Origin of the sequence: Afipia sp. 1NLS2 (genome assembly GCF_000178995.1) — a bacterium.
Lineage (GTDB): Bacteria > Pseudomonadota > Alphaproteobacteria > Rhizobiales > Xanthobacteraceae > Afipia.
Window position 1 is genome coordinate 97,925 of sequence record NZ_ADVZ01000003.1, and the last position, 13,028, is coordinate 110,952.

The 13,028-nt window shown below is 61.9% G+C and carries 13 protein-coding genes; 6 read left to right on the forward strand and 7 right to left on the reverse strand.

The window, feature by feature from the left end; all coding sequences use genetic code 11:
• The first annotated feature begins 21 nt into the window (after positions 1–21).
• Together AFIDRAFT_RS11895 and AFIDRAFT_RS11900 are read left to right on the forward strand one after the other, a co-directional pair.
• A complete protein-coding gene (locus AFIDRAFT_RS11895) occupies positions 22–609 on the forward strand; it encodes a GNAT family N-acetyltransferase (protein WP_009339679.1) in 588 nt (195 codons plus the stop codon).
• A 142-nt stretch (positions 610–751) separates the two neighbouring features.
• A complete protein-coding gene (locus AFIDRAFT_RS11900; RefSeq protein WP_009339681.1) occupies positions 752–1,444 on the forward strand; it encodes a hypothetical protein in 693 nt (230 codons plus the stop codon).
• Positions 1,445–1,526: 82 nt separating this feature from the next.
• Here AFIDRAFT_RS11900 and AFIDRAFT_RS11905 read toward each other — a convergent pair whose 3' ends face one another.
• The 5 genes from AFIDRAFT_RS11905 to AFIDRAFT_RS11925 all read right to left on the reverse strand — a co-directional run bounded on the left by AFIDRAFT_RS11905 (position 1,527) and on the right by AFIDRAFT_RS11925 (position 4,074).
• Positions 1,527–2,012: a F0F1 ATP synthase subunit B family protein gene (locus tag AFIDRAFT_RS11905; RefSeq protein ID WP_009339683.1), complete on the reverse strand. Its 486-nt coding sequence runs from the start codon at positions 2,010–2,012 to the stop codon at positions 1,527–1,529.
• A gap of 4 nt (positions 2,013–2,016) precedes the next feature.
• Complete coding sequence (locus AFIDRAFT_RS11910; RefSeq protein WP_009339685.1) at positions 2,017–2,571, reverse strand: F0F1 ATP synthase subunit B family protein; 555 nt, start codon at positions 2,569–2,571, stop codon at positions 2,017–2,019.
• A 65-nt stretch (positions 2,572–2,636) separates the two neighbouring features.
• Entirely contained in the window at positions 2,637–2,864 is a 228-nt protein-coding gene (locus tag AFIDRAFT_RS11915) for a F0F1 ATP synthase subunit C (protein ID WP_002717376.1), read from the reverse strand.
• A 47-nt stretch (positions 2,865–2,911) separates the two neighbouring features.
• Entirely contained in the window at positions 2,912–3,655 is a 744-nt protein-coding gene (locus AFIDRAFT_RS11920) for a F0F1 ATP synthase subunit A (protein ID WP_009339697.1), read from the reverse strand.
• A gap of 65 nt (positions 3,656–3,720) precedes the next feature.
• Complete coding sequence (locus tag AFIDRAFT_RS11925) at positions 3,721–4,074, reverse strand: AtpZ/AtpI family protein (RefSeq protein ID WP_009339699.1); 354 nt, start codon at positions 4,072–4,074, stop codon at positions 3,721–3,723.
• A 291-nt stretch (positions 4,075–4,365) separates the two neighbouring features.
• Between AFIDRAFT_RS11925 and AFIDRAFT_RS11930 the strand changes: the two genes are divergently transcribed.
• Together AFIDRAFT_RS11930 and AFIDRAFT_RS11935 are read left to right on the forward strand one after the other, a co-directional pair.
• Positions 4,366–4,989: a 2-hydroxychromene-2-carboxylate isomerase gene (locus AFIDRAFT_RS11930; protein ID WP_009339702.1), complete on the forward strand. Its 624-nt coding sequence runs from the start codon at positions 4,366–4,368 to the stop codon at positions 4,987–4,989.
• A gap of 28 nt (positions 4,990–5,017) precedes the next feature.
• Entirely contained in the window at positions 5,018–5,554 is a 537-nt protein-coding gene (locus tag AFIDRAFT_RS11935) for a hypothetical protein (protein ID WP_244469182.1), read from the forward strand.
• A gap of 96 nt (positions 5,555–5,650) precedes the next feature.
• On the opposite strand, the gene AFIDRAFT_RS11940 is transcribed toward AFIDRAFT_RS11935, so the two are convergent.
• Positions 5,651–7,273, reverse strand: coding sequence for an MFS transporter (locus AFIDRAFT_RS11940; RefSeq protein ID WP_433994120.1), 1,623 nt, complete (start codon positions 7,271–7,273; stop codon positions 5,651–5,653).
• 660 nt (positions 7,274–7,933) lie between these two features.
• Between AFIDRAFT_RS11940 and AFIDRAFT_RS11945 the strand changes: the two genes are divergently transcribed.
• Positions 7,934–8,611: a response regulator gene (locus AFIDRAFT_RS11945; protein WP_009339707.1), complete on the forward strand. Its 678-nt coding sequence runs from the start codon at positions 7,934–7,936 to the stop codon at positions 8,609–8,611.
• Here AFIDRAFT_RS11945 and AFIDRAFT_RS11950 read toward each other — a convergent pair.
• Entirely contained in the window at positions 8,590–12,165 is a 3,576-nt protein-coding gene (locus tag AFIDRAFT_RS11950) for a hybrid sensor histidine kinase/response regulator (protein ID WP_009339709.1), read from the reverse strand. The two genes, AFIDRAFT_RS11945 and AFIDRAFT_RS11950, sit on opposite strands and share 22 nt — an antisense overlap.
• 189 nt (positions 12,166–12,354) lie before the next feature.
• Between AFIDRAFT_RS11950 and AFIDRAFT_RS11955 the strand changes: the two genes are divergently transcribed.
• Positions 12,355–13,005, forward strand: coding sequence for a response regulator transcription factor (locus AFIDRAFT_RS11955; protein WP_009339712.1), 651 nt, complete (start codon positions 12,355–12,357; stop codon positions 13,003–13,005).
• The last annotated feature ends 23 nt before the right edge of the window (positions 13,006–13,028 follow it).

The following is a 13,028-nucleotide window of genomic DNA, read 5'->3' on the forward strand; positions in this document are numbered from 1 at the left end:
TGCGATGAGAAGAGAGTGGCCATGGCGTTATTCCGGTTGCCCCTCACCTTGCCGCCCGTGCTCATGCCGCGCGCGCGTGGGCTCTGGCTGCGTCCGCCGGCGATGGCGGATTACGAACAGTGGTCGGAACTACGGCAGATGAGCAGGGCTTACCTGACGCCCTGGGAGCCGATCTGGCCCGCCGATGATCTGACCCGGGCGGGATTTCGCCGCCGGTTGCGCCGCTATACCGAAGACATCGCCGAAGACCGCTCCTATCCCTTCATCATCATCCGCGAGGGCGATCAGAAGCTGCTCGGCGCGGTCACGCTTGCCAATGTCCGGCGCGGCATCGTCCAGAGCGGCACCATCGGCTACTGGATCGGCGAGCCTTATGCCAGGCAGGGCTACATGACGGCGGCGCTGCGCGTGCTGCTGCCGACATTGTTCGGCGAGCTGCACCTGCATCGCGTGGAGGCGGCCTGCATTCCGGGCAATCTGGCGTCGGCGCGGGTGCTGGAGAAATGCGGCTTCATCCGGGAAGGCGTGGCGCGGCGATATCTGTGCATCAACGGCTCCTGGCAGGACCATTATTTGTACGGGCTGCTGGAGGACGACTTCGTCGGCTGAGGAAAGCGGGCGAAGCGCCAGTTGCGGTGCAACCTGATGCCCATGAGGCATGGTTCATGCCCCGCCTTATGCCTTGGGTTCGCCGCGATCGGCCTGTTATAAGGCGACCGGACTTCAAGACTTCGGGGGATATCGAACAGCAATGACGCAGCAGTTTCCTCATGGCCGGCTTGTGCGCGCGCGTTCGCCTTTGCTTATGGCGGCCCTGTTGAGCATGACGCTCGCGGGCTGTGGTGGCGGCAGCATGTTCGGCGGCTCAAGCGCCAGTGCGGATTCTACGGCCGCCAGCAGCCCCTCGCTCGGCAGCCGGTTCAGCCAGATTTTCGGCTCCAAGTCGCAGGCACTCGGTGAGGCGCCGCCTCCGCCGGAAGACAATAGCGGGCCGACCTGTCCTCCCGTCAATGTCCGCTTCGGCGCGTCGACGCTCGCGGTGGGACTTCCGGGCAAGCCTGCGAGCGGGATGGACCTGCGCTACCAGGCATCGATCCTGCGCACCGCGCGCGATTGCACCTTGAGCGGCGGGCAGATTACCGCGCGTGTCGGTGTGCAGGGACGGATCATTACCGGTGCGGCAGGCGCGCCGCCGACCGTGGATATTCCATTGCGCGTTGCGGTGATGCAGGAAGGCGTCACAACGAAGGTGATCTTCACCAAGGCGTTCCAGACCTCGGTCGCGTTGTCCGGCGACGCGGGTTACACCGATTTCAGCGCGGTGATCGAAGACATCGTTTATCCGGTGCCGCCGGGGGATACGGGCGACAATTATGTTTTCTACATCGGCTTCGATCCGGCAGGGCAAAAGCCCGCACCACGCGCGCGCGGCCGCAAGCATTAGCTTTCCGCCATCGAGCCGTCATCGGGCAAAATAAAAAGGCCGGTCTTTCGACCGGCCTTTTTATTTCTGATGAGGGAGAAGCTCAGTTCAGCTTCGAGCCGAGCTCCTTGATGCTCTTCTCGATCAGCCCGTTGGCGACGTCGCCCTTGACCGTCTGCGACAGCACGCTGGCGGCTGCGGTAGCGGCGGCCTCGGCAGCGGCGGCGCGAACATCGGCAACGGCCTGCGTCTCGGCCTGCGCGATCTTGTTCTCGGCCGATTTGGTGCGGCGGGCGACGAAATCTTCCATCTTGGCCTTGGCTTCGACGGCGATCCGCTCGGCATCCGCCTTGGCGGCGGCGACGATTTCCTGTGCCTCGCGCTCGGCGCTTTGGCGGCGGGCGCGATATTCGGCGACGAGGCTCTGCGCCTCCTCTTTCAGGCGGCGGGCGTCGTCGAGCTCCTTGCGGATGCGCGCGCTGCGGTTATCGAGAGCAGCAGCGATCGTGCGATGGACGCCGAAATAGCCGAAGATCGCCAGCATCAGGACGAAGGCAACTGCGACCCAGAATTCTGCTTCATGCAGCATCGCTTCAACCCTTCAGCGAGGCATCGACGGCGCGGTCGATAGCCTGATTGTCCGGCGTGACGCCCGAAAGGCGCTGAACAATCGCCGCCGTAGCATCGGTGGCGATCGTCTTGACGCTGCCCATCGCCTTTTCGCGCATCGCGGCGATGGTTTTTTCGGCTTCGACCAGCTTGGCAGAGAGACTAATCTCGAGTGCCTTGCGTTCCGCTTCGGATTGCGCGGCAAGCGTGTCGCGGGTTTCCGAACCGATCGCCTGCGCCCGGGAACGGGCCTCGGCAAGCTCGGTCTCATAGGCCTTCAGCGCCAAGTCGGATTCGTCGCGAAGCGCCTGGGCTTCGGTCAAATCCTTCTCAATCGTGTTTTCGCGGGCCTTGATCACCCCACCGACGCGCGGCAGGGCAAATCGCGAGACGATGACGTAAAGCAACGCAAACGCGACCGCGAACGACACCAATTGCGAGGCAAAGGTATCTTTGTTGAACGGCGGAAACTCCGGCTTGCCGTGGTTCATCGGAACCTCGGTGTGCGCGGTCGTCCCCGTTGCATGGCTCTCGGCCATAGATGTCTCCTCAAGGAATCGACGCGGGCCTCAGATAAAGCCCGCGTAAATGCCGGTGCGAAAGATCAGACAGCGAACAGCAGAAGCAGCGCGACGAGCAGCGAGAAGATGCCCAGCGCTTCGGTCACGGCGAAGCCGAAAATCAGGTTCGCGAACTGGCCCTGCGAAGCCGACGGATTGCGCAGCGCGCCGTTCAGGAACTGGCTGAAGATCATGCCGACGCCGACGCCAGCGCCGCCCATGCCGATGGTGGCGAGACCTGCGCCGATGTACTTTGCTGCGATTGGATCCATGGTGAAACTCCTTTTTGGATGCTGATGTTAGGTAGAACTCGATCCGGTCAGTGACCGGGGTGAAGTGCGTCGTTGAGATAGATGCAGGTGAGGATGGCGAACACGTAGGCCTGCAGGAACGCCACCAGAAGCTCGAGGGCGCTGAGCGCGGTCGTCATCGCGAACGGCAGCGTCGCGCCGAGAGCGCCGGTCGCACCGAGCGCGCCGAGGGCTGCAACGAAGCCGCCGAATACCTTGATCGTGATGTGTCCGGCCAGCATGTTGGCGAACAGACGAACCGAGTGCGACACCGGGCGCGACAGGAACGAGATCACCTCGATCGCGGTAATCAGCGGCAGGATGTACATCGGCACGCCGCTCGGCACGAACACCTTGAAGAACTTGAAGCCGTTCTTGTAGAGGCCGTAGAGCAGTACTGTGAGGAATACGATCAGCGCCAGCGCGACGGTCACGATCAGATGGCTGGTGACGCTGAAGGTGAAGGGGATTACGCCGATTACGTTCGCCATCAGCACGAACATGAAGATCGAGAACACCAGCGGGAAGAACTTCATGCCTTCTTCGCCGAGACTTTCTTTCATCATCCCGACGACAAATTCGTAGGTCAGCTCCGCGACCGACTGGTAGCGGGTCGGCACCAGACGGGTGCTGCCGCCGAGCATTAGCACCGCGACCGCGCCGACGCAGATGAACATGAACAGCGATGAATTCGTGAAGGCGATCTCCTGGCCGCCGACGTGGCCGAGCGAGAAGATCTTGTGAATCTCAAATTGTTCAACCGGATCGGCCATTCCGAAACATCTCTCTCAAATGCCGGCAGGACCGGCTGCATCAATCGATCAGGCGATGCCGCGCATCATTGGCGGTCCGCCGGCTTGTCCGCCACTCCCGCCGTCCGCATCACGTTGATCACGCCGGCCGCGAAGCCGAGCAGGAAGAACACGATCAGTCCCCAGGGGGACGTGGACAGCAGGCGGTCGAAACCCCAGCCGATGGCCGCTCCGACAAGAACGCCTGCAATCAATTCGGATGAGAGGCGGAAGCCGCGCGCCATTGCGGATGCTTTGGCTGAGGCGTTTCCATCCCTGCCGTCCGACTGACCTGTCCGGAGATTTCGGTCTTTCCTGGTTTCGGAAAGCCGGTCTTCCAGATGGTGAAGCCTTGCGGAGAGCGCGGCTTCATCGGCAGATGGTTTGTCTTTTTCATCCATTGTCTTCGCGTCCGTTGCGACGTGCCTGCCTGCGCCGGCACACTGTCTTTTACGTCGCGAGATCTCGGAAAAACGTCCCAAACACCCCTGAAACCGCGCGGACCATACTGTCGGCCTTCTGGCAAGTCAAGATTGGGCGACGGTTGCATATCCCAAATAACACATTGATATATATATAAGAAATACGACCGTCCAAACGTCGCGGTTGGTGTGGCATGCAACTATCGTGGATGACCTTGCACTGGCGTGCCTGCTCTGTTGGGATGCCCCTAGCTTCGGGGCGGAGTTCGCATGGCCAAGTCCGTTGAGTACTACTACTCATTCCAGTCGCCTTGGGCCTATATCGGCCACAAGCCGTTCTTTGATCTTGTCACCGCCCATGGCTTGAGCGTCGACTACAAGCCGGTTTTTCTTGGCGAATTGTTCTCCGAAACAGGCGGTCTGCCGCTCGCCAAGCGCCATCCCCTGCGGCAGCGCTATCGCATGGTCGAGTTGCAGCGCTGGCGCGAGAAACGGGGCCTGAATTTCAATTTGCAGCCGGAATACTGGCCTTTCAACGCGCGACTGGCCGATGGCGTGGCGATTGCGATCGCTGAATCGGGCGGAAACCCGGAACCGTTCATGTGGAGCGTGTTCGAGGGCATCTGGCAGCACGAACTCAATCTTGCGGACCCCGATACGGTCATGGCGCTGGCGGACCGGTCCGGTCTGCCGGGCACGACGCTGATCGAGCAGTCGAAATCGGTGGAGGTCGAGGATATCTATGAGCAGAACCGTCAGGACGCGATCGCTCATGGTGTGTTCGGCTCGCCCGCTTACGTGCTCAACGGCGAAGTCTTCTGGGGGCAGGATCGCATCGATCTGCTCGCCGATGCGTTGGCATCGGGCCGCGCGCCCTTTCGCGCAGACGTATGAGAAAGCGGCGCGGGATGTGGATATGAGAATGATGGGACAGCTCTCCGCCGGATTTGCTGCCGTCGCCCTGTTCGCGATCGCGGATGTCGCGTACGCCCAGACACCGCCCGCCGACGAAAACGGCCGCTATACTTTGTCCGCGACCGACAACGGCTATTTGCGCCTCGATACCCGCACAGGCGCGGTGTCGGTTTGTACCCCCAAGGGCGGCTGGACATGCCGCGTTGTGCCCGACGAGCGCGCGGCGCTCGATCAGGAGATCGGACGCCTGCAAAGGCAGGTCGACACACTGAAGGCACAACTCGCGAGCCACAGAGACACGGTAAAGGGCAAGATCGACGAGCCGCTCGCCAAAACCGATTCGCTGAAAAAGGATGCTCCGGAAAAATCCGCGGCGAACGGCGAGGCGGACAAGAATCTCGCGGCAGCCGATAGCGGCAAGGAGGCAGCCGCCGGGCCGCAAATCTCCTCGCAGCGGAAACTTGCTGCGGCGCTCGACCGTGTCTGGCAGCACCTGATCGAAATAGCCGCTCGCGTACAGAAGAGAATTTCGGAAAATATCTGAAGGCTGAGACGGTGCTCGCACCCAGCGCTTGGCTATAAAAAGAAGCGGCCGCGGATTGCTCCGCGGCCGCTGTCTGTCGCACCTGGGTGCGGCAGGTTACTTCGTGATGTCGACGTCCTTGGTCTCCGGCAGCGCGATCAGGCCGACAACGACAGTGATCGCCGCGAAGATGATCGGGTACCACAGGCCGGCATAGATATCGCCGGTCGAGGCCACGATCGCGAACGCGGTCGCCGGCAGCAGGCCGCCGAACCAGCCGTTGCCGATGTGATAGGGCAACGACATCGAGGTGTAGCGGATGCGGGTCGGGAACAGTTCAACCAGCATCGCCGCGATCGGGCCGTAGACCATCGTCACCAGCAGCACGAGCAGGAACAGCAGGCCGATCACGGCTGCAACCTGCGGGCGGAAGATGTCGAACGGGTTCGACATCTTCACGATGCCCGCGTCGGTCGCCTTCGGATAACCCGCAGCCAGCAAGGCCGCCGTCACCGCCGGATTGGAGTCCTTCGCGCTGGTGTAAGGAACGTCCTTGCCGTTGATCGAGATCGCGACCGGCGAACCGGCCGGCGCGGGAACGGTTGAGTATTTCACCGACGACTGTGACAGGAAGGCGCGCGCCGTATCGCAGGGAGCGGTAAAGACACGCGTTCCGACCGGATTGAACAGGTCGCCGCAGCCTTTCGGATCGGCCTTGACCTGGACCGTCACGGTCTCGATCGCCTTTTCCAGCGCCGGATTGGCGTTGGTGGTGATCATGCGGAAGACCGGGAAGTAGACCAGGGCAGCGATCAGGCAGCCTCCCAGAATGATCGGCTTGCGGCCGATCCTGTCGGACAGCATGCCGAACACGATGAAGAAGCCGGTGCCGAGCAGCAGTGACCATGCGATCAGGAGGTTCGCGGTGTAGCCGTCAACCTTGAGGATCGATTGCAGGAAGAACAGCGCGTAGAACTGGCCGGTGTACCACACGACGCCCTGACCCATGACGCCGCCGAGCAGCGCGATGAGAACGAGCTTGGCGTTGCTCCAGTTGCCGAACGCTTCCGTAAGCGGCGCCTTCGAGCTCTTGCCTTCCTCCTTCATGCGCTGGAAAATCGGCGATTCATTCAGCCTCAGCCGGATGATGACGGAGACGCCCAGCAGCACGACCGACACCAGGAAGGGAATGCGCCAGCCCCAGGCCGCGAAATTCGCTTCGCCGACAATGGTGCGGGTGAACAGGATCACCAGCAGCGACAGGAACAGACCCATCGTCGCCGTGGTCTGGATGAACGATGTGTAGTAGCCGCGCTTGCCGGGAGGAGCATGTTCGGCAACGTAAGTGGCTGCGCCGCCATATTCGCCGCCGAGCGCCAGACCTTGCAGCAGGCGGAGGCCGATGAGGATGATCGGGGCCGCGATGCCGATCGTCGCAGCGTTGGGCAGCAGTCCGACGATGAAGGTCGAAAGGCCCATGATCAGGATGGTGACGAGGAAGGTGTATTTACGGCCGACGATGTCGCCGACGCGGCCAAACACCAGCGCGCCGAACGGGCGCACGAGGAAGCCGGCGGCGAAAGCGAGCAGCGCGAAGATGTCGCGCGTGGCGGGCGGGTAGGCGCTGAAGAATTGCGCACCGATGATCGCGGCAAGCGAGCCGTAGAGATAGAAGTCATACCATTCGAACACGGTGCCGAGGGAAGATGCAAAGATGACGAAGCGCTCGTCCTTGGTCATTCCCCCGCGCCGCGGGGCGGCTGCGGTCAGTGTGGTCATTGAACCCTCCCGAATATCTCATTTGAATAATTTTGCATGCACGATCCGTTGTTTGTCGGATCGTATCGTAACGCTTCACTGTATTCGTCGGGAAAATATATCGTACGATATACTTTGGTTGAGACGGATCGGTTTCGTGATTGCCGATGAATATCGTCTCGTGTCATCGCGCTGTTCTTGCTGGGCGTTTTGCGCATGGTGTCAAATCGACGCAATGGGCCGGCGCCGTTCGCAAGTCCGGGGAAGGCGCGCCCGGAAGCCGCGAGACATTGATCGAGATCAAGGATTGAGTGGCGACTTTCAGACGAAAGACGAATCGCGGCTGACCACTCTGTCGTCCGGGATGGCGACATCCGCAAGGTCATCGTCCGTGGCTGGTCGCTCTTTACCCCGTTGAGCGAGGACTACCGGCACGGTCTGGTGGCCACTTCCGGTCCGGCATCCGCCATTAAAGGCTTTGGCACCAGTGACTTTGCCTCTATGAGAGGAGGGCTTTCCGGCTGGGGGAGCGATTTACTAATCCGGCAGATCGCAAAAGGCTGGATTCGGCCCTCGCCCGCAGGAGTGGTATAGTTTAATCACTTCGGAGAGTTAGGTTAAAAACTGAAGAGATACAAAGACATGGCTCCGTCTTCCTCATCCACCCGGCTTGTGATCGCCGACGACCATCCTCTGTTCCGGGGGGCGTTGCGGGAAGCGGTCAGGGGTGTTGTCCCGGCTGCGAATATCGATGAGGCCGGTGCATTCGGTGAATTGACGGCTCTGCTGGAGAAAGAATCCGACATCGACCTCGTGTTGCTCGATCTCTCGATGCCGGGCGTCAGCGGCTTCTCCGGCCTGATTTATCTGCGGGCGCAATATCCCGCGATCCCGGTGGTGGTCGTGTCGGCCAGCGACGACGGCGACACTATCCGCCGGTCGATGGAATTCGGCGCTTCCGGCTTTATCCCGAAGCGTTATGGGATCGAGACCCTGCGCGAGGCGATTGGCAAGGTGATGAACGGCGATGTCTGGACGCCATCCGATGTCGACCTCACCGCCGGCGTCGATCCCGATATGGCCAAGCTGCGCGACCGGCTCATCACGCTGACGCCGCAGCAGGTCCGGGTGCTGATGATGCTCTCGGAAGGCCTGCTCAACAAGCAGATCGCCTACGAACTCGGCGTGTCGGAAGCCACCATCAAGGCGCACGTCTCGGCCATCCTGCAGAAACTGGGCGTCGAGAGCCGTACCCAGGCGGTGATCGTGGCTGCGAAGATTTCCGGGAGCCAGTGGCGTCAGAACGAGCCGTCGGCCTGAACTTCCGCTTCCGTCTGTGAAGTTGCACCGGCCTCGGCCGGAGACAGCGACGTTGCCATCTGCTGATTGCGCCACTGGCTGAGCAGCGCGCGCAATGTCGCGGGCTTCACCGGTTTGTTCAGCACGACGATGCCATAGGCGCGCGCGGCCTCCCGCACCGGCGGGCTGCGATCCGCCGTAATCAGAATGGCCGGAATGTGTGCACCGAACTTGTGCCGGATGTCGCGGATCGCGGCGATGCCGTTGCCGCGGTCGAGGTGATAGTCGACTAGAAGACCGGTGATCGGCTCGTTCGAACTGGCAATGGCCCTGCACGCCTGCTTCGGATCGACGGACGCAATCACATTGGCGTCCCAGCCGCGCAGCAGCGTCTTCATGCCGTCGAGGATGGCGGGGTCGTTCTCGACGCAGACGATGGTTGTGCCGCTCATCGGCGTCTTCGAGGAAATGACCGAGCCGTTCGTCGGCACCTGAACCTGATTGTAGCCGCTCGCGACCGGCAACGTCACGGCAAAGTGCGAGCCGCCGCTTTTGTTGGCGGTGATGGAAATATGATGTTCCAGCACGCGCGCGATGCGCTCGACGATCGACAGGCCGAGCCCGAGGCCGCGTGCGATCCGCGCGCCTTGATCAAGCCGGTGGAATTCCTTGAAGATCTCTCCGCGCTTGTGTTGCGGAATGCCGAGTCCGGTGTCGTGGATGCTGATTTGCAGCTTCGCGCCGCGCGGACGGCAGCCGATCAGCACCTTGCCGGTCGGCGTGTACTTGATCGCGTTCGAGATCAAATTTTGCAGCAGGCGGCGCAACAGCACGCGGTCGGATTTCACCGCCAGTGTCGATGATACGAAGATCAGTTCGAGATTCTTTTCCCGCGCCATCGGCATGAATTCGACCTGCAGCGAGCGCATCAGGTCGCTCATGCGGAAGCTCGAGATCGAAGGCGTCATCGCGCCTGCGTCGAGGCGGGAAATGTCGAGGAGAGCTCCGAGGATTTCCTCGATGGCTTCGAGGGATTCGTCGATGTTGTCGACGAGGCGGGCGTTCTCGCCGCCGCTCTGCCGCTCGACGAGACTTGTCACGTAAAGCCGTGCTGCGTTGAGCGGCTGAAGGATGTCGTGGCTTGCGGCGGCAAGGAAGCGCGTCTTGGAGATGTTGGCTTCGTCGGCGATGGTTTTGGCGAGGGCCAGTTCGTTGTTCAGCCGCGTCAGTTCCTCGGTGCGCTCGCGCACGCGGCGTTCTAGTGTGGCGTTGGCGCGCTCGAGCGCTTCGGCCGCCTCGAAGCTCGAGGTGATGTCGGAAAAGGTGACGACGAGGCCGCCGCCAGGCATCGCATTGGTGCGAACCTCGACGACACGATTCTGCCCGGGCAACCGTTCGAGGAAGGGCTCGCCTTCGGTGGTGTAGGCGTTGAGTCGCCGTCGCAGATGCTGCTCGCGTGTCTCGGTGCTGTTGCGCGGATTGTCGCCGATGAATTCCAGGATTTCCGCAAGCGGAATGCCGATCTGCGCGACATGAGCGGGCAGGTCGAGCATCTCGCCGAACTGTCGGTTGGAGCAGATCAGTTGCAGTTCTCGGTTGAAGACGGCGATGCCCTGGCGCACATGGTCGAGCGCGGTCTGTAAGATTTCGCGATTGAAATGCAATGCGGCGTGGGCGTCGTCGAGCAGCTTCAGCGCGGCTTTCGCCGACACCGCGCGCTTGCGCAGCAACAGCGACATTACGAGGCGCGAGGAGGCCGCGCCAACGGATGAGGCGATCAGATGCTCGGCGTGGCTGAGCAACTGGAAGTCGGCGGAGGTGTTGCGGTCCAGCGTGATGCGGTTCGCGGAAGCGAAGGCCTCAAATTCGGCGTTGGCGCGTTCATGGCCGAGATATTGCGCGACGGTGGTGAGCAGATCCTGCACCGTCACGGTGGTGCGCCAGCGGCGGAAGTTCGGTGAGATCGGCGCGAGATCGCTCGGCACGAACAGGTCCGCCTGCAATCGCTCGATCGAGGTCTGCGCCTTTGAGAACGACAGCGCGACGTAGGCCAGAAGATTGAGCGTGAGGCTCCACAGCAGGCCGTGGATCAGCGGCGACATCTGGCTGCCGAACAGATGCTGCGGCCGCAGGACGGCGATGCCGAACAGGCCTTCCTTCAGCCATTGCGTTCCGAGCGGTCCGACCTCGATGAAGCTCGGCAGGAATAGCGTGTAGGCCCATATGACAAACCCGACGACCATACCGCCGATGGCGCCTGCCGCGGTGCCGCGCCGCCAGATCAGGCCGCCGAAGAACGCCGGAGCGAGTTGCGCGACAGCGGCGAAGGACAGAAGGCCGATGGCAGCGAGCTGTGCGTTGCCGAGCGCGTGATAGTAGAAATAGGCCATTGTCATGATGGCGACGATGGCGACGCGGCGGACGATCAGAAGCAGGCGACCAAGATCGGCGCGTCCGTTTCGCGGCGTGGTATCGGCCTGCAGCACCAGCGGCATTACGATGTCGTTCGACAGCATGATGGCGAGCGCCACGCATTCCACGATCACCATCGCGGTGGCGGCGGACAGGCCTCCGACGAAGACGATGATGCTCATCCAGTGCGCGCCGGCCTCGATCGGCAGCGCCAGCAGGAACATGTCGCTGTCGACCGCGCCGAACGGGAAGGTGACGAGACCGGCCAGCGCGATTGGAATGACGAAGATGTTGATCGCGACGAGATAGAGCGGAAACAGCCAGCGGGCGCGGGACACTTCGGCCTCGCTGGAGTTTTCGACAACACTGACGTGGAACTGGCGCGGCAGCAGCAGGATGGCGAAGAACGACAGGAGCGTCATCGCCAGGAAGTTGCCGATCGAGGGCGTGTGTTCGATCGCGCGGATCGCTTCCGGCGTTTTCATCGCCCGCTGGATCAGTTCGGTCGGGCTCATCATGATGAAGGTGACGAAGATGCCTGCGGCGAGGAATGCGACGAGCTTGACGATGGATTCGGCGGCGACGGCGAGCATCAGGCCGTGCTGGTGTTCGGTCGCATCGCTTTGCCGCGTGCCGAACAGCACGGCGAACAGCGCAAGCGCGATCGTGACGAAAATCGCGATGTCACCGGCGAAAGGCAGGCTCGCGACATCGTTGGGGCCGTTGAGAATGGTTTCGAGCGAGGAGGCGATCGCCTTCAATTGCAGGGCGATGTAGGGGACCGAGCCGATGATGGCGATGAAGGCGGCGGTGGCCGCGACCGCCTGGCTCTTGCCGTAGCGTGCGGCGATGAAGTCGGCGATCGAGGTGATGTGCTGGGATTTCGCAAGCCGGATCACTCGCAAGGTGATCGGCTTGCAGAACACCAGCATGATGATCGGGCCGATATAGATCGCCAGAAACTCGATGCTGGTGCGGGTCGCGAGGCCGATCGAGCCGAAGAAGGTCCAGGACGTGCAATAGATCGCAAGCGATAGCGGATAGATCAGGATGCCGGCGCGCGCCCGTTGCGCCGGGCTGAGGCGGTCGCCGTAGAACGCGATCGCGAACAGCAGGCCGATGTAGCCGAAGGCCGCTGCGATTACCGTGCTGTTTTCAAGCATCCATCCGCTCCGAAGACGGCCTTCCTGCAGGCCCTCGAGGCCGCATCAAACCTTTTTTTGGGCATGACGGAAACATGTCGTTGCGCGCTTTGCGCGAGCAGGACGCCGAAGTGGCCGGATTTGTAAACCACCTCGAATCAGCCTATACTCGTATAGATTGTATTTTATAGATATGCTCGCCGGGGAATTATGGGGCAAATCCATCCGTTTCCTGGAGATGCGTACGTTTTCATAGTGGATGACGACAAATCGGTTAGCGACGCCCTGGCTCTACTGCTTCGGCTGGAGGGGTTTGCAACCCAGAGTTTCAGCGATGGCCACGCGTTTCTGGAGGTGGTCCGGCTGAAACCGCCGGCCTGCGTGATCCTCGATCTGCAATTGCCGGGATATTCGGGTCTCGACGTGTTGCGGGATCTCGCCGAGATGCGTTTCGCCCCGCCCGTGATCGTGATTTCGGGGCACTCGGATATCCCGACCGCCGTGACTGCGATGAAGCGCGGCGCGCTCGACTTCATGGAGAAGCCTTTCGCCGCGAGCATGATGGCCGATCGGGTGCGCGAGGCGGTGCTGGCCTATCGCCGGTCTGCCGATGGGCCGATCCTGGGTCTTGGAGATTTTTCCGGACGCCATCTGCTGACGAGCCGGGAGCGTGAGGTGCTGGGGCAGGTCGCAAGCGGCGCGTCCAACAAGGAAGCGGGGCGGCGGCTTGGAATTAGCCCGCGGACCATCGAGGTTCATCGCGCCCGCATCATGGCCAAGCTCGGTGCGAAGAACGCCGCCGACCTGATGCGCATCGTGCTGTCGAAGGAAAGACATCCGCCGCGCAGCATGGCGACGTGACGGGCTCATATCGAGAAATGGAT

Bases quoted from the DNA above. Each gene is read 5' to 3' on its own strand.
- AFIDRAFT_RS11895 (WP_009339679.1), top strand. From the start codon at position 22: ATGGCGTTATTCCGGTTGCCCCTCACCTTGCCGCCCGTGCTCATGCCG.
- AFIDRAFT_RS11900 (WP_009339681.1), top strand. From the start codon at position 752: ATGACGCAGCAGTTTCCTCATGGCCGGCTTGTGCGCGCGCGTTCGCCT.
- AFIDRAFT_RS11905 (WP_009339683.1), bottom strand. From the start codon at position 2,012: ATGCTGCATGAAGCAGAATTCTGGGTCGCAGTTGCCTTCGTCCTGATG.
- AFIDRAFT_RS11910 (WP_009339685.1), bottom strand. From the start codon at position 2,571: ATGGCCGAGAGCCATGCAACGGGGACGACCGCGCACACCGAGGTTCCG.
- AFIDRAFT_RS11915 (WP_002717376.1), bottom strand. From the start codon at position 2,864: ATGGATCCAATCGCAGCAAAGTACATCGGCGCAGGTCTCGCCACCATC.
- AFIDRAFT_RS11920 (WP_009339697.1), bottom strand. From the start codon at position 3,655: ATGGCCGATCCGGTTGAACAATTTGAGATTCACAAGATCTTCTCGCTC.
- AFIDRAFT_RS11925 (WP_009339699.1), bottom strand. From the start codon at position 4,074: ATGGATGAAAAAGACAAACCATCTGCCGATGAAGCCGCGCTCTCCGCA.
- AFIDRAFT_RS11930 (WP_009339702.1), top strand. From the start codon at position 4,366: ATGGCCAAGTCCGTTGAGTACTACTACTCATTCCAGTCGCCTTGGGCC.
- AFIDRAFT_RS11935 (WP_244469182.1), top strand. From the start codon at position 5,018: ATGATGGGACAGCTCTCCGCCGGATTTGCTGCCGTCGCCCTGTTCGCG.
- AFIDRAFT_RS11940 (WP_433994120.1), bottom strand. From the start codon at position 7,273: ATGACCAAGGACGAGCGCTTCGTCATCTTTGCATCTTCCCTCGGCACC.
- AFIDRAFT_RS11945 (WP_009339707.1), top strand. From the start codon at position 7,934: ATGGCTCCGTCTTCCTCATCCACCCGGCTTGTGATCGCCGACGACCAT.
- AFIDRAFT_RS11950 (WP_009339709.1), bottom strand. From the start codon at position 12,165: ATGCTTGAAAACAGCACGGTAATCGCAGCGGCCTTCGGCTACATCGGC.
- AFIDRAFT_RS11955 (WP_009339712.1), top strand. From the start codon at position 12,355: ATGGGGCAAATCCATCCGTTTCCTGGAGATGCGTACGTTTTCATAGTG.